Source organism: Dyadobacter sp. UC 10, from assembly GCF_008369915.1.
Classification (GTDB): domain Bacteria; phylum Bacteroidota; class Bacteroidia; order Cytophagales; family Spirosomataceae; genus Dyadobacter.
Map to the genome: position 1 here is coordinate 3,962,393 of NZ_VSRN01000001.1, position 18,698 is coordinate 3,981,090.

Consider the following 18,698-nt stretch of genomic DNA (forward strand, 5'->3'; position numbering starts at 1 on the left):
GTATTTCAATTAGAATGTTAGTGATAAAGTACCTCCGAAATAGCGTGCAGGAGGAGTTTGTCCAAGGGTTGTAAAACCAACGGCATTACTGTCAGCACCATTCGCACTATACTCCGGATCGGTGTAAAGGTTTGATTTAGGGACCCAGATGAACAGGTTTCGTCCCTGCACGCTGATGCTCGCGCCTTTGATCACTTTGGTTGGAGAAAGGATTGAGGAAGGCAGCTCGTAACTCAGCGATGCTTCACGCAACTTCCAGAAACCTGCCGAGTTAGCGTAGTTTTCACCGATGTTGGTATTTCTTGTTCCATCAGTCCAGAAATCCGCACCACCACTTCTGACAGCAACGTTGTTGTTCGCTACGTATTCTCCTTCTGCATTCAGGTAAGACGAGTTCGGGATAACGAAACGGTCCCGGTTAAACCAGCCAGTGCGGACACCAGCTCCGGAGAAATCATAACCAGTTGATATACCATTGTAGATGTAGTGACCATTGCGGTACTCAAACAATATATTAAATCTCAGACGTTTGAATTCCACATTGCCATTCAGACCCAGGATATGTGGTGGGTTCGTGATACCTACATCGTGGAAAGAACCATTGGTAGCCGGGTAGCCTGTTTTAGGATCTACGATAATTCTGCCCTGGGGGTCACGGTTGTACTGGGTAACCTGCAAAAGCGGAAAAGGAGAGCCTACCTTCGCAAGCACACGTGCGGCAGTTCCCAAAGTCGACAAGCTAAGCTCGTTGGATTGATCTGACAACGAAATTACCTTATTGCTGTTATAGGTATAATTAGCACCAAGTGAAACTTCAAGCCCGTATGTTGTTTTGATCGGGGTGATATTCAGAGTAGCTTCGATGCCTTTGTTTTCAACTTCACCAATGTTTGTTCTCAATGAACTGTAACCTGTCGAGTTCGGGATCAGGACGGTAATCGTCTGGTCAACAGTATTGGTTTTGTAGAATGTGACACCGCCACCAATGTTCCACGGGCGAAATTCGAAATCGATTCCTCCTTCAAGACCGGTTGTAATCTCAGGTTTCAGACCAGCAGACACAAGGGTATTGTCCAGCGTAAAACCAGCTCCGCTGGAATAAGGATAATTGCTGCCCTGTGAGAAAGTGCTGTTCAATGCATAAGCGCCCAGATTGCTCAACGGAATAGGGCCGAATGCGCCTGCGTTTGCGAGGTTAACCTGTCCAACCTGTGAATATCCTCCGCGGATTTTCAAGCTTTCCAGGAAATCCGAGTTATTTAAAGCCGGAATAGCGTCGCTGGCAATGAAAGAGATATCCGCAGAAGGATAGAAGAACGATCTGTTTTCTTTCGCCAGAATCGACCGCCAGTCATTTCTCGCTGTTACATGCAGGTAAAGGAATTCCTTAAACCCGAGTCGCGCCTCTCCATAAACACCGATCTGACGTGCCTTATAGCTTCCTTCATTTGCACCGGGATTGTTAAGGCTGTTTCCAACATTATAAAGTCCGTCGATCACAAGTCCGTTTGCATTGATACCAATTGCTTTAGTTGCGTTTTCACGGATAGTAGTACCAACTGCGACATTCAGGTTAAATGACGGTGTAAGGTTGGTTTTAAATTCGGCTAAAAAGTCGTTGACAAGTTGAGTTGTATAACCCGCGTAATCTACCACTGTGCCAGGAATATCTGTCTTCGAACTTCCCGAAATGCTCTTGGTGTAATCGGAATAAGTGAATTTGCTTGAAAACACTTTTCCGGAAAGGTTACGGCCGCTCATTCCGACGCGATAAGTGAAAGTCAATGGTTTAAGCGGATTCCACTTCAATTCCATATTCCCCTGCAGATAATCATTACGTGCATCCCAGCGGTTGGTCGCCAACGTGAAATACGGATTTTGAAAATACTCGTTGAAATATCCGTTAGGGTTCGCAAACGGATTGTTTTGCCAGTCTTCATACTTGGTCACGTCAACGTGCGACGGTGACATAAGCAGGTTTTGATAAGCCGCGCCGGTTGCACTGCTTTGATTGGTACGGTTGGCGATGAAGTTTGTGTTAAACGAAGCTGTCAGGTTTTTGTAGATGTGACGAACAATGTTAGCCCGCACGCTGTACCTTTTGTATTCGTCGTATGGAACAGTGGATTTTTGGTTAAAATACTGTGCTGAAAGATAAAACGTGCCTTTTTCATCTCCCGAAGTTACGCTTAGGTCGGTCTGGTTAGCTACGCCCGTATTCCAGAAATCTTCGCGGAAATTTTGTGGGGAATAGGGGACGGTCTGAATGGAACCATCCTGCAACGGTTTACCGATTTCAACAAGCGATCCGTCGAATGCCGGACCATATTGCTGGTTTTCATAAGGAGTGTAACTTGGTACATCGTCCGGAGTTGTTCCCGATCCGAATCCTTTTTGCAATTGAGGCAGGAAGCTTACTTTCTCAATAGTGGTCGTATTCGATACCCTGAACTGCGTCACCCCCGCTTTCCCTTTTTTGGTAGTCACGATAAGTGCACCGTTGGATGCATCGGATCCGTACAATGCCGCTGCACCTGCACCATTTAGGACCTGGATATCTTCGATGTCCTCGGGATTGAGGTTTCCAAGAATATCATTGGTCGAAATGATGTTGTCTATTACAACCAATGCCTGGTTGTTACCGGTTAGTGAACGGTTACCGCGAAGTACCAGACGGTAATTCGGGTTAACCCCGGAGCTTACGCCCATTACCAGCAAACCCGGCACGCGACCAGCGAGGCTGGCTGCAACACTGATCGGCTTGCCCTGCACAATGTCCTGTGCCTTTACCGTAGTTGACTGGTTACCGAGTTCACGGCGCTGGGCGGTAAGACCACCCGCTGTAATCACGACTTCGTTCAATGCAAGTTCATCCAGTGTCATCGTTACATCGAGACCACCGGAGGCAGGCACTTTCAGCTCCTGATTGAGGAAGCCGACAAAAGAAAAAATGAGGGATTGACCAGGGCGCGCATTGATGCTGTATTCGCCTTTGTCGTTGGTAAGCGTTCCGGTGTTGGTACCGGCGACCCTGATAGAAACTCCGGGTAAAAATGACCCGTCATCTTTGGAGGTAACCGTCCCGGTTACCTCCCTGCTCTGAGCATAAGCCTGACTGCAAAGCAGCAGCAAGCCTCCCAGAAAGGGTAGTAGAATTTTTCGCATTAAGTTAGGTTTGTTATATAATAATTTGTCTGTAAAAATAATATTTGTCCTGACAATTACAACGGAAATCCATCTTATTTCAAAAGATTATTTGTGCAGTTTTTGTCAAATGCCTTCGAATAGGAAGTGAAATGGGTTTTTCTCAAAATTATCTTAGATATTGACTCGTCAACAAACGGTTACCTCATTCTACTGACAAAATTGTATTTTACTGATAATGCAAAAAGGCGGACCATAGCCCGCCTTTTTGCATGAAAGAATTTGCTGAGATTAAAATTTATCCCACCACAATTTGGTAGTCACGAGGTCGCCGCCGATTGCACTTGCAGCAGCTTCACGGTTGGCACCGTTCAGCGTTTGTTCGTTGATCGGGTAGATCATGCGGACAGGAATTGCAAGTCCCGCAGGAGCATTACCACCTGTTGGAGGAAGCAATTTCGGGAAATCCAATCTTCTCCACTCAACCCACGATTCCCAGCCTCTGTTGTAAAGTGCCAGCCATTTCTGGAAACCGATTTTCTCTTTCCAGTTGGTCGATGCAGTGGTATACGCAACTTTTGGCTGTGCAAGATAAGCTGCGGTTGCCGCAGTGATTGTAGCAGCTGGTTGGTCGATATTGCGAAGCCAGTATTCGATCGATGCGCCAACACCTTTATTGTAGTGGTCGGCAGCTGAACCGGCGATGAAACCTCTTTCCACAGCTTCCGCAAGCAGGAACTCAACTTCTGAGTAATCCAGGAACAAACCTTCCAGATCTGGCTCGATGATGTTGTCACCTACGTGAGAGAATGCAGAGTAAGTATTTGAAAATCCATAAGCTCCTCCTACATAAACGTCATCTTCATTTGTAGTGAAGAAAGCAGGAAGCCTCGGGTCTTTCAAATCTTTCAGAGGATTAACGATGGTAGAAGCTGCCACAAAATCCTGACGGCTGGAATACAGCGGGTTCAGGTTTTGAGCGATCACATTGTAGTTTGGAGGCGTGCTGATATAAGGGAAAGCAGCATTGTCACTATTGGAAGTAAACACTTTTGGCGCTGCTTCAGCAACGAGTTGTTTGGCCTTCGCCGGATCACTGTCCGCAATGATCATCGCCAATTTAAGTTTCAGCGAATTCGCAAACTTAGCCCACTGTGCCAGGTCGCCTTCGTAAAGCAAATCTCCGTTTTCAAAAGGTACCCCTGTTGTACTGAATGCCGGAATAGCCGCATCCAGACGCACAAGCAGTGCATCATAAACAGTTTTAGCGTCGTCGTACTTAGGAAGTACATTATCTGTATTCAATGCTTCCGTGTAAGGAATATTTCCGAAAGTATTGACCAGTGTGGCCCATGCCATTACCTCAACTACTTCGATCTGGGCAAGTTGTACCGTTTTGTTGGCAGGAACGATGAATTCGTCCGCATTTAATAGCCTGCGGGCTTCGTTCAGGTCGGAGATGACACCTTTGTAGATTCCCTGCCAGAAAGCCTGGGGAACAGTTCTCGCCGTTACATTGTAGCGGGGTTCATCGAGGTAAGTGGTGGTCGCCCAGTGCTGAACGTACAGGCGGTAGTTGTTCACGTTTACGTTCGGGCTGGTCAATGTATCAGCAAGCCCTTTCAGTGCATTTGAGAATAAAGTTACCGGCGGAACTTCGGATGGACGCTTTGCATCCACATTGTAATCGTCCAGGCTGTCGACGCAGGCCGTCATCAGCAGGATCGGGAGAAAGAAAATGATTAATCTTTTCATATATATTTTAGAAACGGAATTTAACATTGAAACCATAACTTCTCACAGCAGGGTATGCACCACTTTGGTATCCACCAGCGCCGTTCAGCAATCCAGAACCTAAACCTTCTTCAGGATCCTGGTATTTCATGTTTTTGTGGATGATCCAAAGGTTACGACCTATCAGAGAAACATCAACTCCTTTGAAAGCGCGCAGTTTGGAAACAAAATCCTGTGGCAGTGAATAAGTCAGCGCAACCTCTCTCAGTTTGACGTAGCTCGCGTCATAGATATACATCGCACGTGGTGGGTTACCTGGGTACCCGTAAGCAGTGTTTCCGTTGCCATCTGAGTTCTCAGCTCTAACGTCGTTTGGAGTTCCGTCGGCTTTAACACCCGGGAACAGCACGCCGCCTGGTTTGTCGGTCAAGCCCAGTTTTTTACCGTCAGCATCGTAAGTGTACGCAGGGTCTCTCTTTGGGTTGCCCAATTCGTTCAAACCGGCAGTTACAGGATAAAGACCTGTTCCTTCACCATACCACTGATCCAGTGACCAAACATCTCCACCGTGGCGGATATCAAGCAGGAAGCTCAAAGAGATGGTCTTGTATTTCAAGCTGTTGCTCAAACCACCGATCCAGTCCGGATTCGGGTTACCGATAATTTCAGCAGAACTTGGGGTAGCCTGATACAAACCATTTGAACGAACTACCTTCTGACCATTGTCTTTGTGGTATACGAAGTTTGTACCGCGGATAACACCAAATGGCTGTCCAACAGCAGCATTAAGAGAAACACCGCCTTGCAGGTTGGCAACAGGTACGTTTTGTACACCTTCATACAGGCTGATCACTTCGTTACGGTTACGCGCGAAGTTTGCTGTAAGAGTCCACGAGAAATCCGCAGTTCTGACCGGAGTTACGTAGGCAGAGATCTCGATACCCTTGTTCTGCACTTCACCCGAGTTGATATACTTGAAAGAATACCCGGTTGCAGCAGAAATCGATACAGGCAGGATCTGGTCCAGCGTCTGTGAGCGGTAGTAAGTGAAATTGAAACCTACACGGTCTTCAAGAAAAGCAGTTTCCAGTCCGAATTCATAGCTTTTTGTACGCTCTGATCTCAGATTTGGGTTGTTCTTTGTGTTACGAAGTGTGAAGTAAGGAATGGATCCAAGACCAGTCGGTTTGTCATACACATCCAAAGTACTTCCCCAGGGAGCATCGTTACCAACTTCTGCGTAGTTGGCGCTCAGTTTACCCATTGTCAGCCAGCTTGCTTTCAAGCCAGGAAGGTTAGAGAAGTTGAAGTTAGCTCCAACAGCAGGGTAGAAGTAAGTATTGTTGTCTTTTGGCAGCGTCGACGATTTGTCTTGTCTTGCAGTAAGGTCAAGGTTAACAAGGTCTTTGTAACCAAACGATGCCTGTGCATAAAGACCGTCTACGCCAATGCGCTGATATGTTTCAGAAGGAGCTTCAATCGGGTTGATAGAGTTCAGCAGGGAATAAAGCCCCGGTACAACCATACCACCGTTTGTAATAGCCCTAACTGCATTCAGTTTCGATCTGCGCATGCTACCTCCCGCCAAACCGGAGAAGTTGATGTCTTTGGTGATCGCTTTGCGGAAGTTGAAGATTACGTCCAGGTTAGTTTCGTTGAAACCTCTGTTGTAGCGGCTGTATTCCGCCGGGCTTGAACTGTTGAATGCAATTCTTTCTTCCTGAAAATCCTGCGTTCCATTGTATGCAAAACGTCCTGTTAAGTCAACCCACGGAGCGATTTTGTAGATCGCTTGTGCATAACCGAAGAAGTTATCACGAGAGTCGTTCGAATAGTTCTGGTAGCGCGAGTAATATGGGTTTTCAGAATAAATAGGACCGTTGTTTTCGAAACGTCTGGTTGGGCTGGCCCAGTTCCAGGTTACGTTCTGCTCGTTTCTGAAATACGCATCTTTCTGTTCCAAAAGATCAACGTTTGTCTGGAACCACTGTCTGAACTGCTGGTTAGGGTTTTTGCCGTCATAACCTGTTCCGTAACGTCCGAGACCTTTGATTTGTGAGTAGTTGGCATTAGCCTGAACCGTCAGTTTTTTGGTCAGGTCGAAGCTTGCTGAAAAGTTGAAAAGGTTTTTGTTCAGCTTACTATTTGGAAGCACACCTTTTTCATCATTCCGCGTATAACCAACTTTGAAAGTGGTGTTTTCACCGCCACCTGTGATGCTGATGCTCTGGTTTGAGTTTACAGCAGTTTCATAAAATTTGTCCGGGCCGTTTTTCGCTGCAACCCATGGGGTCATTTTCTGGTAATTAGGTGAGCTTGGATCCAATGCATCCCACTGATAAACCATTACGGAAGGATCGAATTTAGGGCCAAAAGAAGCATCTGCATCAAAAAGCGTGATGTTGCCTTCGCCAGATCCCAGGTTACCGCGGTAGAAACGCGTTTTCGCGCCGTCACCATCGTAACCCGCGCCGTATTCGTTCTGGTATTTTACAAACGTAGATTTGTCGATCTTGCCCCAGGTCACACCGCTGTTCACTGTTACGTCAAAACTGTTTTTACGACCTTGCTTGGTTGTGATCAAAATTACACCGTTCGATGCGCGTGAACCGTACAATGCAGTTGCAGCAGCACCTTTCAAAACGTTTACAGAAGCGATATTGTCAGGGTTAATATCTGCTGCGGCATTACCGTAGTCAGTTCCTGCACGGCCTGTCTGCTGGTCGGATGTGTTGGTGTTGGCATTGGAAACCGGCACACCATCAATTACCCACAAAGCCTGGTTGTTACCTGTAATGGACTTGTAACCGCGAATGATCGCGCTGGTCGATCCACCCATGTTGTTGTTTGTCTTGATATCCAGACCGGCTACTTTACCCGCAAGCGCATTCATTACACTCGGGTTACGTGCCTGTGTGATTTGTTCAGCATTGACCTGCTGAGCAGCGTAAACCAGTTCATTTCTTTTTCTCTCCTGACCAAGGGCAGTAACAACCACTTCCTGCAGCTGGCTCACATCATTCTTAAGAGAAACATTGATCGTAGTTTGGCTGCCTATCTCGATTTCCTGGGACTGAAAGCCGATAAAGCTGAACACTAACGTAGAGCCTGACGCTGCTGAGATCGAATACTCGCCCTGCGTGTCGGTTGTGGTACCACGAGTAGTACCTTTCAAAGAAATGTTGACACCTGGCAGCACGGAGCCGTCCTCAGCTGTGACCTTGCCAGTCACTGCGCGATCCTGTGCGTACAATTGCGTGCTAAGAAGCACCATGCAGCCCAGTAATGATAATAGAAACTTCCTCATACCTGATTAAAGAATAAGTTTTGTTATGTTAACACAATGTTGCAAAATTAATTATTAGTTTAACCATTACAACGATTCTATTGCGAATTTCCAAAATATAGTTTGGTATCTGCTATGTTTTTGGAAAATATTATAATTCATATCGGGTTTTTTTAGCGATTTTGTAAATGTTTGAATTTCGGGGAAAAACTACCAATGGTTATATAATTGTTAACATAACCCTCCATTTGTTAACTTTTTCGTATCATTACCTTTAACATCTTTTAACTTTTATAATTAAACGGTTTTCATATACGTACCGATTCATGGAATTCCTCTAAATAGGAATTTTGCCAAATTTTAAATAGCAGTGGTTTTTGTTATTGACTTTTATTCACGTTTTTCGATTGTATTATTTTAATATTTACTTAAAATTTAAACCCTGATGTTCTTAAAGAAAATAATGGTGGTAGTACCACTGTTTCTCGCGCAAGCCGCCGCCGCGCAAACCGCGCTCGTATCGCGAATTGATCAGAAGGCACAGTCAATCGAAAAGAAACTTTCAGATTGGCGACGCGATTTGCATCAAAACCCGGAACTGGGTAACCGGGAATTCAAGACGGCCGAAAAGATCGCGGCCCACCTCAAACAATTAGGAATTGAAGTGAAAACCGGGGTTGCTCACACGGGCGTAGTGGGTTTACTAAAAGGAGGTAAGGCAGGGCCGGTTGTTGCGCTTCGCGCGGATATGGACGCCTTGCCGGTGACAGAACGTGTGGATGTCCCGTTCAAATCGACTGTTACAGCCGAATTCAACGGGCAAAAAACGGGTGTAATGCATGCTTGCGGGCACGATACCCACGTGGCCATATTAATGGGTGTGGCGGAAGTACTGTCTTCCATGAAAAGTGATTTGCAGGGTACCGTCAAATTCATATTCCAGCCGGCAGAAGAAGGGGCACCGGAGGGAGAGGAAGGAGGCGCCGAGCTTATGATCAAAGAAGGCGTGCTCGAAAATCCCAGGGTGGATGCAGTTTTTGGCCTGCATATCGATTCCAAAATTGAGGTCGGCAAAATAGGATACAAGCCAGGCCCGACGATGGCGGCAGTTGACATTTTAACGATCAACGTCACCGGAAAGCAAACACACGGAGCTTACCCCTGGTCCGGAGTGGATCCTATTGTCACTTCTGCCCAGATCATCAACTCTTTACAAACCATCGTAAGCCGGAACCTGAACCTCACGCAGGCCCCCGCAGTAGTTACGATCGGCATGATCAATGGTGGCATCAGACAGAATATTATTCCGGAATCTGTGAAAATGGTGGGAACAATACGGACCTTTGATGAGGGAATGCACCAGTTTGTTCACAAGCGGATCAATGAGATCGCTACGAATGTGGCAGAAAGCGCGGGAGCCAAAGCAGATGTGAAAATTGATATTCTCTATCCGGTAGCGGTCAATGACATTCCATTGACTGAAAAGATGATCGGAACTTTACAAAACGTGGCCGGAAAAGAAAACGTCAGTCTGATCCCTGCCAAGACTGGCGCGGAGGATTTCTCCTACTTTCAGCAAAAAGTACCTGGTTTGTTTTTCTTTCTGGGAGGAATGCCCAAAGGGAAAAATCCCGAAGAGGCTGCCCCGCATCACACGCCTGACTTTTACCTGGATGAAGGAAGCCTTGTGCTGGGAGTAAGGTCACTCGCCAGGCTCACAACGGATTATATGGAGGGTGCCAAAGCACAACCAAAAAAATAATGCAGACTACTCAGGAATGTTCTTCCTTACCTGATCAAATAGCAGCGTAGGGAAGAACCTTTTCAGATAAATAGCGGCTACCTCTTTGAATCCGCCGATATAGATTTCCTTTTTATCCTTTTTTACCGCATTCAGAATCTGTCGCGCACATTCCTCTGCCGGAATTCCATTTGCCTGGTTAGCATCCATTTTGCCAAATTTCGAACCGGATTCATTCAATGCATTCAATGAAATATTGGTACGTATATATCCCGGGCAAACGGTTGTCACTTTAATATTATCAACATAACCCTCAGCCCGCAGCGAATCGTAAAATCCGTGCAAGGCATGTTTGGCAGCATTATAGCCCGAGCGCATTATCGTACCGATCTTCCCGGCGACGCTGCTCATGACAATGAAATGCCCGCTTTTTTGTCTGGTCATATATGGCAGTACCGCCTTCGTCAGCGCTACTGTACTGAAAAAATCAATTTCCATCAGATTCCGGTAAACCGCCAGATCAGTGTCTTTAATGTAAGAGCGCTGACTTACGCCCGCATTGTGCACCATGATGTCTATCCGCTGAAACTGCGCAATGACTTGTTCCGCGGCCGGACCTGCCATTTCCAGATCGGTCACATCCATCGGTAATACGAGCACAGACGTATCAGGAAGGCCGGTAGCCAGCTTCACTCTTTCCAACTCCTCTTTTCTGCGAGCTGTTAATACCAGCTTCGCGCCTTCCCGCGCGAAGGCAATAGCCAGTGCCTCGCCGATTCCGGAACTCGCACCGGTTATCCACACAACCTTATTTTTGAAGTTTTCCATTGATCTATATAAATGCGGGAACAGCCGGCAGGAATTGAAGGGCGGCGTTTTCAGAAGTTACCGTAAACTTTGCCTGCATTCCTACTCCCATCGCCCGGTTATCGCCCACGTGGCCTACCGGAAAATCGAAACAAACCGGGTATGCATATTCCGCAATATGTTCATGAATGATTTCATTTGCATTCTTACCGAAAGTCGGCTCTTTGTTATCTTTCATATCTGTAAACTGTCCGACGATAAGTCCGGCCAGATTGGAAAGCTTGCCAGCACGTTTCATCTGAATCATCATTCTGTCCAGATTGTACAGATATTCACTGATATCTTCAATAAAAAGAATAGTACCGTCTGTGTTGATTTCGGTTTCGGAGCCGATCAGATGGTTGAGAATGCAAAGGTTTCCGCCCGCAACAGTTGCAGTAGCTTCTCCCTTCCGGTTCAATGCATGCGGATTGACTTTGTACTCGGGCATTTCTCCAAAAAGGAGCTGCCGCAGCGATTCTTCCGCAAGTTCACCTCCGTAAGTTGTAATGGATTTGGCCATTGGCGCGTGCAGACTGCCATAACCCAGTTGAAGTACCTGAGATAACAACACGGTCAGATCACTAAATCCGACAATCCATTTAGGATGTTGCAGAAACCGATCGAAGTTAAGTTGGTCGACAATGCGGGAGCACCCGTAGCCTCCGCGCGCAGCAATAATTGCATCGATGCAGGGATCATCCAGCATTCTCTGCAGATCTGCCAGCCGCATTTCGTCGCTCGCCGAAAACTGATTAAAGGCTGATCTTAATGTGTCGCCTTCTATTACCCGCAATCCCCATTTGTTTGTAAAAATGTCGATACCCCCCAGTATATCCTCATATTTAATGACACTAGCCGGGGCAACAATCCCGATCTGATCGCCGGGTTTTAGGAAAGGGGGAAGTTTGATTTGATTCATAAATAAAAGGGTACATTAATAATGTCCCCTCAAAGAAAGAATTCGAATTGTTTGTTGATCTACCTTATAAATTATTCTGTGTTCGCGGTCTATTCGTCTGGAATAATAGCCTGCCAGATTGTGTTTTAAGAGCTCTGGTTTTCCGATTCCACTTGCGGGATTTTCCGTAATTGAATCAATTAGGTTTTTGATTTTCTTAATTAAACCAAGCTGGCCTGATTTTAAGAAATAGCGCAAATCATCAGCAGCATTATCGGAAAATTCTATTTTGTATTCAGGATATCCCATATATCAGTGCCAGGTTCGTATGTCACGACCTTGCCTTCGTCGATCTGCTTCTCACTGAGCTTGATCTTCTTGACAAATTCCGGGTCGTAGGCTTTTTCCCCGCTGATATTATAGGATACGTTGAATTTCTTGAGTAAGCTTTTTACTGCTTCAATAACTTCTTGACTTTCAGTGTTGATTATTAGTGTGGCCATGTTATTTAATGTCTTGTTTCCATCAAATGTACCTCAAATAAAAATCACATCATCGACCAGATCACTCTTCATTTCCCGGTTGATCAGCTCGATGATCTTGCTTTTTGCACGTAAAAGCTCGTTTCTCAGCGGGGCCGATTCAATTTGCAAAAACAGCGTCCGCTCGTGAATATATACCTTTTTGGTGCGTGTAGCAATCGCCGAACCCATGATCTTATCCCAATGCGCGACTACGTATGATTGATCAAAACGTGTTCGGATCCTATACTTTTCCAACATCTGATCAATGGCATCTTTCAGCGGCGTGACGCCCGGCCGCCGAGAAGCTTTCTCTTTGTCAAACCGATAGTGTTGTGCCATAATTGCGTGAGGTCATTTTTGCAAATGTAGACATATAATAAGGTTCGCCGCAGCGATTTGCGCTACTTTTTCAGTAACTCCTCGTATACCACATCCATAATCGAAGTACGTATATTGAGCGTCGATATCTTGCTGTTTTCCCGGGTCGGGTACACGCGGTTGGACAGAAATACATAGTTCAGCTTCCAGGCCGGATCTGCCCAGGTCATTATCCCTGTATAGCCTGTGTGCCCGAAACTCGACGGGCTGGCGTACTTCGGTGCGTTGCCGGTATATTTGAATGAGGGCTTGTCGAAGCCGATCCCACGGCGGCTTCCCTGATCCGGGTATTGATATCTCGTGAATTCCAGCAATGCGTCTTTACTCAAAAGCTGCTGTCCGCCATAATAGCCCTGCTGCAAATACATTTGCCATACTTTCATCACATCATTCGCATCCCCAAACAAACCCGCATGCCCGCTCAATCCGCCCAGCATTGCAGCTGCCTCATCGTGCACCTGACCATGCAGCTGCGTCATTCTGAAAAACGTATCCTTCTCGGTAGGAACGATATCTTCGAGTTTATAGAATCTTTTTGGGTTGAAAGTCAGTGTATTAGCGCCGAGTTTTCGGTAGTAATGGTTTTTAAGATAGTCCTCAAAATTTTCTCCCGACAAGCTTTTCACGATCTGCGGATATAGTATGAAAGAAAGGTCGCTGTATACATATCCTTCTTTTTCATTCAAAGGCGAATCCCGTATGGATTTGAATATGGTTTCAGGGTAGTCTTTGAAAATGAACAGACTATCGCCCACGACGGAAGTCGGGTATCGTCTGGATTGTTTGGTGCTGAATGTCTTATTTTTCCAGCTGCCGTCTGGTTTTTGTGCCTCTTTCCACAGCACAATAAAAGCTTTTAACCGCGCACTGTGCGTAAGTACGTGCCGCCAGTCCAGGTCCGCTTTATTGGATTTTTCAAAATCGGGCAGGTAATCCTTCATCGTAGCGTCCAGATCAAACTTTTTCTGGTCCCACAAACTCATTAATGCCAATGTCGAAGCGGTTATCTTGGTCACCGAGGCCAAATCGTACAGATCGTTCAGTTTTACCGGCGCATTACCTTCGTAAGTGTGTTTTCCGTAAGCTTTTCTAAAAAATACCTTTCCGTCTTTTGCCAACTGCACCACGCACCCGGGAGTTGCTTTTTGGGTTACGGCAAGATTGGCGATAGAGTCGATTCTATGCGTCAGAACCTTCGAATCCATGCCCAGCTCTTCCGGAATGGTATATTTCAACCGACCGATCGCCGGCGTTTCAATACCTGTTTCGTAAGGAAACTGCGCATTCACCGTAACTGGCAGCTTTCCGCTCGCTGGTATCGCCCCAAAAATAAGTTGTGCCGACAAGTCCTGTGTATAAGGCGTCAGTTGATAAGCCATCACCAATGCTTTTGCATGTTCCGGCTTAGTCATCTTATTCAATGCGTAAGGATTGCCAAAGACAGAAACGACCGCTTTTTTCGACGCTATCAAATCCTGCAAAACTGCATTCATCGGATCAGTAAGCCCATAATTTGTTCTGGGAGAGATACTTCCCAAATGCACGCCGACCAGCAAAAGGTTGTAGTTTTTAAGATTAGCCTTCAATGCTGCAACCTGGGCGTCCGTTGCTTTTGCGGGAAGAAAAAAATGATCTACCGAAGTGTAAAGTCCGAGCGTTTTCTGAAATGTAGTGATTGTATCAGCGCCCAATGAGATAGACGCTATTTTCAAAGTATCCAGTTCGCGTAGCGGCAATATGTTATTTTCGTTCTTTAAAACGGTTAATGCCTTCTCTGTCAAAAGCCTGTTTACCAGCTCAGCTGATTTTGGGTTCAGATCTTCATATAAGTTGTTCAGGTCGACCGGCTTGTAGCGGTTTAATCCGGCCCACGCTTTCGCCATCAATACCTTTTTGCAGCGGAAATCGATCTCAGCCTGGGTAATGCGACCTTCGGCAATGCTTTTTTTGATTTCTGTGATGGATTTGTTCAGGTCTTCGGTGAATTCCAGAATGTCCATTCCTGCCTCTAGTCCCATCGCGTCCGCTTTTCCGTTGGGGAAATATTTGGTTACACCCTTCATATTCATCGCGTCCGAATAAATCAGTCCGTCGAAGCCGAGCTTGTCCCTTAATATGTCTGTTACAATCGGTTTGGAGAGCGTTGAAGGCAGGTTAGGGGTTTTGTCCAACGCAGGAATACTCAAATGCGCGATCATAATCCCGCTGATTCCGTTACTGATCAATGCTTTGAACGGATACATTTCCAGCGAATCAATGCGGGTAACATCGTGCTTGATCAGTGGCAGGTCGTAGTGCGAATCAGTACCGGTATCGCCGTGGCCGGGGAAGTGTTTCGCGCTGGTTAGCAGCCCGTTGTCCTGCATTCCCCTCATGTAAGCAACCGCTTTGTCAGCGACTTTGTATTTATTTTCACCAAAAGACCGGAAGCTGATCACCGGGTTATCAGGATTGTTGTTTACGTCTGCAACCGGGGCAAAATTGATGTGCATTCCGAGCCTTTTTGCCTGCCTGGCGAGCTGTGCCCCCATTTCGTAGATCAGGTCGTTGTTTCCCTGTATTGCGCCCAGCGTCATTTGATAAGGATAGCGCACGGTGCTGTCGATCCGCATCGCCAAACCGAATTCAGCATCCATTGCAATCAGCAAAGGCACTTTGGAAATGGATTGATAGAAATTCGTCAGTCTGGCCTGGGGCATCGGGCCGCCCTGGAAAAAAACGATTCCGCCTACTTTATTTTCACGGATCAGCTTTTCAACATGAGCCGGACTACTCGCTTTCGGATCTATGAGCGCCCTTTTTACATCCGAAACAGCCGGTATCATAATCAGCTGCGCGATGCGCTCGTCGGGAGTTAATGTAGCGAAAACGGAATCAACCCATTGCCGGGATTCGGCAGGAAGGCTTTTGTTTAAGAATGCAGGAGAGGTATTTACCTGGGCATTCGCGAGAAAGCTGTTTAAAAGTAGGAAAAGAAAAAAAGATGGAAGGGATTTCATTAGAGGGATTTAATGTATGCTATGTTCTAAATTTTGTTGACGCTATTATGGGTATTATCAAGTATGTAAGTTGGTAAGCGACTTCTTTATTTCTTCTCAATCACCTCCTTCAACATTGCCATCATTTCATCTTTCTCCTTTAACATTCGCTCATACAATGCAATCTTTTCCTCATGAAATTGGATGATCTTATCAATAGGATGCTGATGGAACGTCGGGTAGATATTCATCCCATTTGACTGGTCGTGATTATTAAATGTGTTCGTGATAATATTAATAGCCTTTTCTTCTTCAAAATGTTGAATAGCCTCGGCAGGTATTTTAAGAACTGCGGCAACCTCATTTAAAATGTTGGCGTCAATCTTTTCTTTTTGTTCGAGAAGTGAGACTTTTTGCTGATTCCAATCTTCGCCGAGCTGAAATGCAAAGGCATCTTGCTTAATACCTAGCATTTCGCGGAAACGTTTAAGATTGCGCCCTTCATGGATCTTTGGATTTGAAGTAGTATGTGCCATTTTAAATAAGTTTAATGAAGGTTTAATGATAAAAGACAATTTGGTCAATTACGACGATCACGAAATAATGTATTTAGTGTTTCCAGATCAGCATGTAGATCTGGAACATCATAATGGCACACAATTCTACGCTTTCCCAACTCCTGCTGAAACTTGATACGCCCCAGACCGGTCATGGTACCTCCCTGAGCTACGGTTATTTTTTCATCTTCGTACAGACGCGCAGCCAGCTCGATCCTCAATTCATCCTCATTGAGTCCTGTGCTACTAATTACATTGTCATTCAGTTCTAAAAGCATATACCTGCCTGTCAAGTTTAGTAATGAAGTCTAGGTAAATATACACAACCTTTGCAATTCTCTCTGTAACCTATTGCTACGTCACCAGCCCCAGCACCAGCCCGACTATGATAATCAGATAGGAGGGGGTTTTGGTAAATGTGAGCACGAGCATCGTGACAATAACTGTAAAAAGCGGTTGCCGGTCGGTCATCATCGGTTGAAATAGCAAAATGGCCGCTGCGATCGTAAGTCCGCAGCTGGCAGCGTGGATGCCTTCGAGCGAGGCGCGGATCCCCCGATATTTTTTCAACTGGTCCCAGAAGGGGTATGCGAAGAAAATGAAGAAAGTCCCGGGCAGGAATATCCCCGCGGTAGCTACAAAACCACCCACGATCTGCCCGAATATCCCGTGCGTTTGCAGCGACACGCTTCCTACAAATGTGGCAATCGAAAATACAGGTCCGGGCACTACCTGTGTGAGGGCCATACCCGCAAGGAATTCCTGGTCGGTCAGGTAATGCTTAAACTCCACAAACTCATTGTAAAGTATAGGGATCAAAACCTGCCCGCCACCAAATACGAGACTGCCGTTCCGGTAAAAGTTCTCAAAAAGCCTCACAGGTAGTGAGTTGGTAACCTTACCCACAATTGCGGCTGCCACCAGCACAGAGATCCAGAATATAATAGGCCGCCATTTCACCCGGATCGGGGCTTTGTCCATTTTTTCATGCTTCTTGAAATTCAGAGAAGCCGCAACGCCACCCAACACGATCAGCACCGGCGTCATGTAGGGAGAAGGGTAGAGGTAGGCGAGAATGGTAGAAATGATCAGAAAAGTCCATCCCTGCGTGTTATGGATCACTCTTCTGGCAATGGAAGATGCTCCGTACATCAGGAATGCCACCGCCATCGGGCCTACAAACTTGGTGAAATCGAGCGAAATGGATTTGGATTCCAGATAGTGAATACCGATCGCGGCGACCGTCATCAGTACCATCGCTGGAATCGACCAGACAATGAGTGTCAGATAAGCCAGCGGCTGACCGCCAATTTTAAGGCCGATGGCAGTCACCGTTTGCGTAGAACTCGGGCCGGGCAGTATTTGGCAAAGTGCCTGTAATTCAAGTAATTCCTCCTCGGTAATGTAACGGCGCTTCCGGACAAGCCTTTCGATCATCATCATCAGGTGTACCTGCGGTCCGCCGAATGCCGTCAGCGACAACAAGAGGATATCCATCAGGTAAATGATGTATCTGAACCGGCGAATCGGAGGAACGGCCAATGGCGTACTTAAGTTATTTTTTTAATCCCAACTCCCTTAAACGCTCGTCCAGGAACTCCCCGGCCGTCATATTAGTGTACAATTTAGGGTTTTCCGCCGTAACGCAACTTTCCAGACTGGTAAGATCCATATCCGCCCGCGGATGCATAAAGAATGGTATTGAATACCGCGAGGTACCCATTTTTTCACGCGGCGGGTTCACCACTCGGTGAATGGTAGATTTGAGTTTGTGGTTGGTCAGCCTGTCGAGCATGTCGCCGACATTTACAACGATCTGGTCAGGTAATGCAGTGATCGCGATCCATTGTCCATCCCTGCGCAACACTTCCAGGCCCTCTGCACTGGCGCCCATTAACAATGTAATCAGATTAATATCCCCATGTGCAGCTGCCCGCACAGCACCTTCGGGTACGAGCTCAGGATTAGGTATCGGGAAATAATGTAGCGCGCGGAGCAAACTATCGCCGTTTTTTACTTTGTCTTCAAAATAATCCTCGGGCAAATGCAGGTAAATCGCAATCGAGCGAAGCAGTATTTTACCCGTTTGCTCAAAGGTTTTATAAACTTCCAGGGTGTATTTTTCAAAATCAGGAAAGCCGTCCGGGAATACATTGGAAGGCATATTGCCGATCGGTTCAGGCTGCCCGATGTGATAAAACTCCTTTAAATCAGCTACCTTAAACCCTTTTGCGGTTTCTTTTCCTTTACTGATGTAACCTCGCTGCCCAAAGAGGTTCGGGAATTCATATTTTCTTTTCACCTCGTCGGGCTGGGCGAAGAATTCCTGTACAGAAGCATACAATTTCTCCCGCAAGTCGTCGCTCAGGCCGTGGTTTTTGATGGCTACAAAACCTATGTTGGTAAATGCATCGCCCAATTCGGCCACAAATTGGTCTTTTTGTTCAATATTGCCGGAAGTAAAATCGGCCAGGTCCAGCGAAGGGACACTATTCAGCAGCGCAGGTTCCATGTTTTTATTTTTTGCGCAAAGTAGGAAAGAATGGGGAGAAAAGGGAGGAAAGGAGTAAGGAGGAAGGAGGGAAGGGACGAAAAGGAAACAGAAAATT

Annotated in this window: 14 protein-coding genes; 1 reads left to right on the plus strand and 13 read right to left on the minus strand. The window is 46.3% G+C overall.

All coding sequences use genetic code 11. From position 1 onward, the window contains the following. Nucleotides 1-9: 9 nt before the first annotated feature. The 3 genes from FXO21_RS16495 to FXO21_RS16505 form a co-directional block, all read right to left on the minus strand. On the minus strand, nt 10-3,165 hold the full coding sequence (locus tag FXO21_RS16495; RefSeq protein ID WP_149641105.1) for a SusC/RagA family TonB-linked outer membrane protein: 3,156 nt from the start codon (nt 3,163-3,165) through the stop codon (nt 10-12). Nucleotides 3,166-3,435: 270 nt separating this feature from the next. Continuing rightward, nucleotides 3,436-4,899: a SusD/RagB family nutrient-binding outer membrane lipoprotein gene (locus FXO21_RS16500; RefSeq protein WP_149641106.1), complete on the minus strand. Its 1,464-nt coding sequence runs from the start codon at nt 4,897-4,899 to the stop codon at nt 3,436-3,438. A gap of 7 nt (nt 4,900-4,906) precedes the next feature. Beyond that, nucleotides 4,907-8,185, minus strand: a complete 3,279-nt coding sequence (locus tag FXO21_RS16505; RefSeq protein WP_225865716.1) for a SusC/RagA family TonB-linked outer membrane protein — start codon at nt 8,183-8,185, stop codon at nt 4,907-4,909. 424 nt (nt 8,186-8,609) lie between these two features. On the opposite strand from FXO21_RS16505, the gene FXO21_RS16510 reads away from it, so the two are divergent. Beyond that, nucleotides 8,610-9,926, plus strand: a complete 1,317-nt coding sequence (locus tag FXO21_RS16510) for an amidohydrolase (RefSeq protein WP_149641107.1) — start codon at nt 8,610-8,612, stop codon at nt 9,924-9,926. Nucleotides 9,927-9,932: 6 nt separating this feature from the next. On the opposite strand, the gene FXO21_RS16515 is transcribed toward FXO21_RS16510, so the two are convergent. The 10 genes from FXO21_RS16515 to FXO21_RS16560 all read right to left on the minus strand — a co-directional run bounded on the left by FXO21_RS16515 (nt 9,933) and on the right by FXO21_RS16560 (nt 18,601). Further along, the gene (locus FXO21_RS16515) at nt 9,933-10,733 is read right to left on the minus strand and encodes an SDR family oxidoreductase (RefSeq protein WP_149641108.1); all 801 of its coding nucleotides are present in this window, start codon (nt 10,731-10,733) and stop codon (nt 9,933-9,935) included. A gap of 4 nt (nt 10,734-10,737) precedes the next feature. Continuing rightward, nucleotides 10,738-11,673, minus strand: a complete 936-nt coding sequence (locus FXO21_RS16520; protein WP_149641109.1) for a S66 peptidase family protein — start codon at nt 11,671-11,673, stop codon at nt 10,738-10,740. A 15-nt stretch (nt 11,674-11,688) separates the two neighbouring features. Beyond that, entirely contained in the window at nt 11,689-11,961 is a 273-nt protein-coding gene (locus FXO21_RS16525; RefSeq protein ID WP_149641110.1) for a Txe/YoeB family addiction module toxin, read from the minus strand. Next, a complete protein-coding gene (locus FXO21_RS16530; protein WP_149641111.1) occupies nt 11,937-12,155 on the minus strand; it encodes a DUF2683 family protein in 219 nt (72 codons plus the stop codon). Before FXO21_RS16530 ends, FXO21_RS16525 begins: the two co-directional genes overlap by 25 nt. Nucleotides 12,156-12,188: 33 nt before the next feature. Then, on the minus strand, nt 12,189-12,515 hold the full coding sequence (locus FXO21_RS16535; protein WP_149641112.1) for a DUF721 domain-containing protein: 327 nt from the start codon (nt 12,513-12,515) through the stop codon (nt 12,189-12,191). Nucleotides 12,516-12,577: 62 nt separating this feature from the next. Continuing rightward, nucleotides 12,578-15,553, minus strand: coding sequence for a glycoside hydrolase family 3 N-terminal domain-containing protein (locus tag FXO21_RS16540; RefSeq protein WP_149641113.1), 2,976 nt, complete (start codon nt 15,551-15,553; stop codon nt 12,578-12,580). A gap of 86 nt (nt 15,554-15,639) precedes the next feature. After that, nucleotides 15,640-16,068, minus strand: coding sequence for a helix-turn-helix domain-containing protein (locus tag FXO21_RS16545; RefSeq protein ID WP_149641114.1), 429 nt, complete (start codon nt 16,066-16,068; stop codon nt 15,640-15,642). Nucleotides 16,069-16,112: 44 nt separating this feature from the next. Continuing rightward, nucleotides 16,113-16,382, minus strand: a complete 270-nt coding sequence (locus FXO21_RS16550; RefSeq protein WP_149641115.1) for a UPF0175 family protein — start codon at nt 16,380-16,382, stop codon at nt 16,113-16,115. A 61-nt stretch (nt 16,383-16,443) separates the two neighbouring features. Next, entirely contained in the window at nt 16,444-17,586 is a 1,143-nt protein-coding gene (chrA, locus tag FXO21_RS16555; RefSeq protein ID WP_149641116.1) for a chromate efflux transporter, read from the minus strand. Nucleotides 17,587-17,644: 58 nt separating this feature from the next. After that, complete coding sequence (locus tag FXO21_RS16560) at nt 17,645-18,601, minus strand: isopenicillin N synthase family dioxygenase (protein ID WP_149641117.1); 957 nt, start codon at nt 18,599-18,601, stop codon at nt 17,645-17,647. Nucleotides 18,602-18,698: the final 97 nt, after the last annotated feature.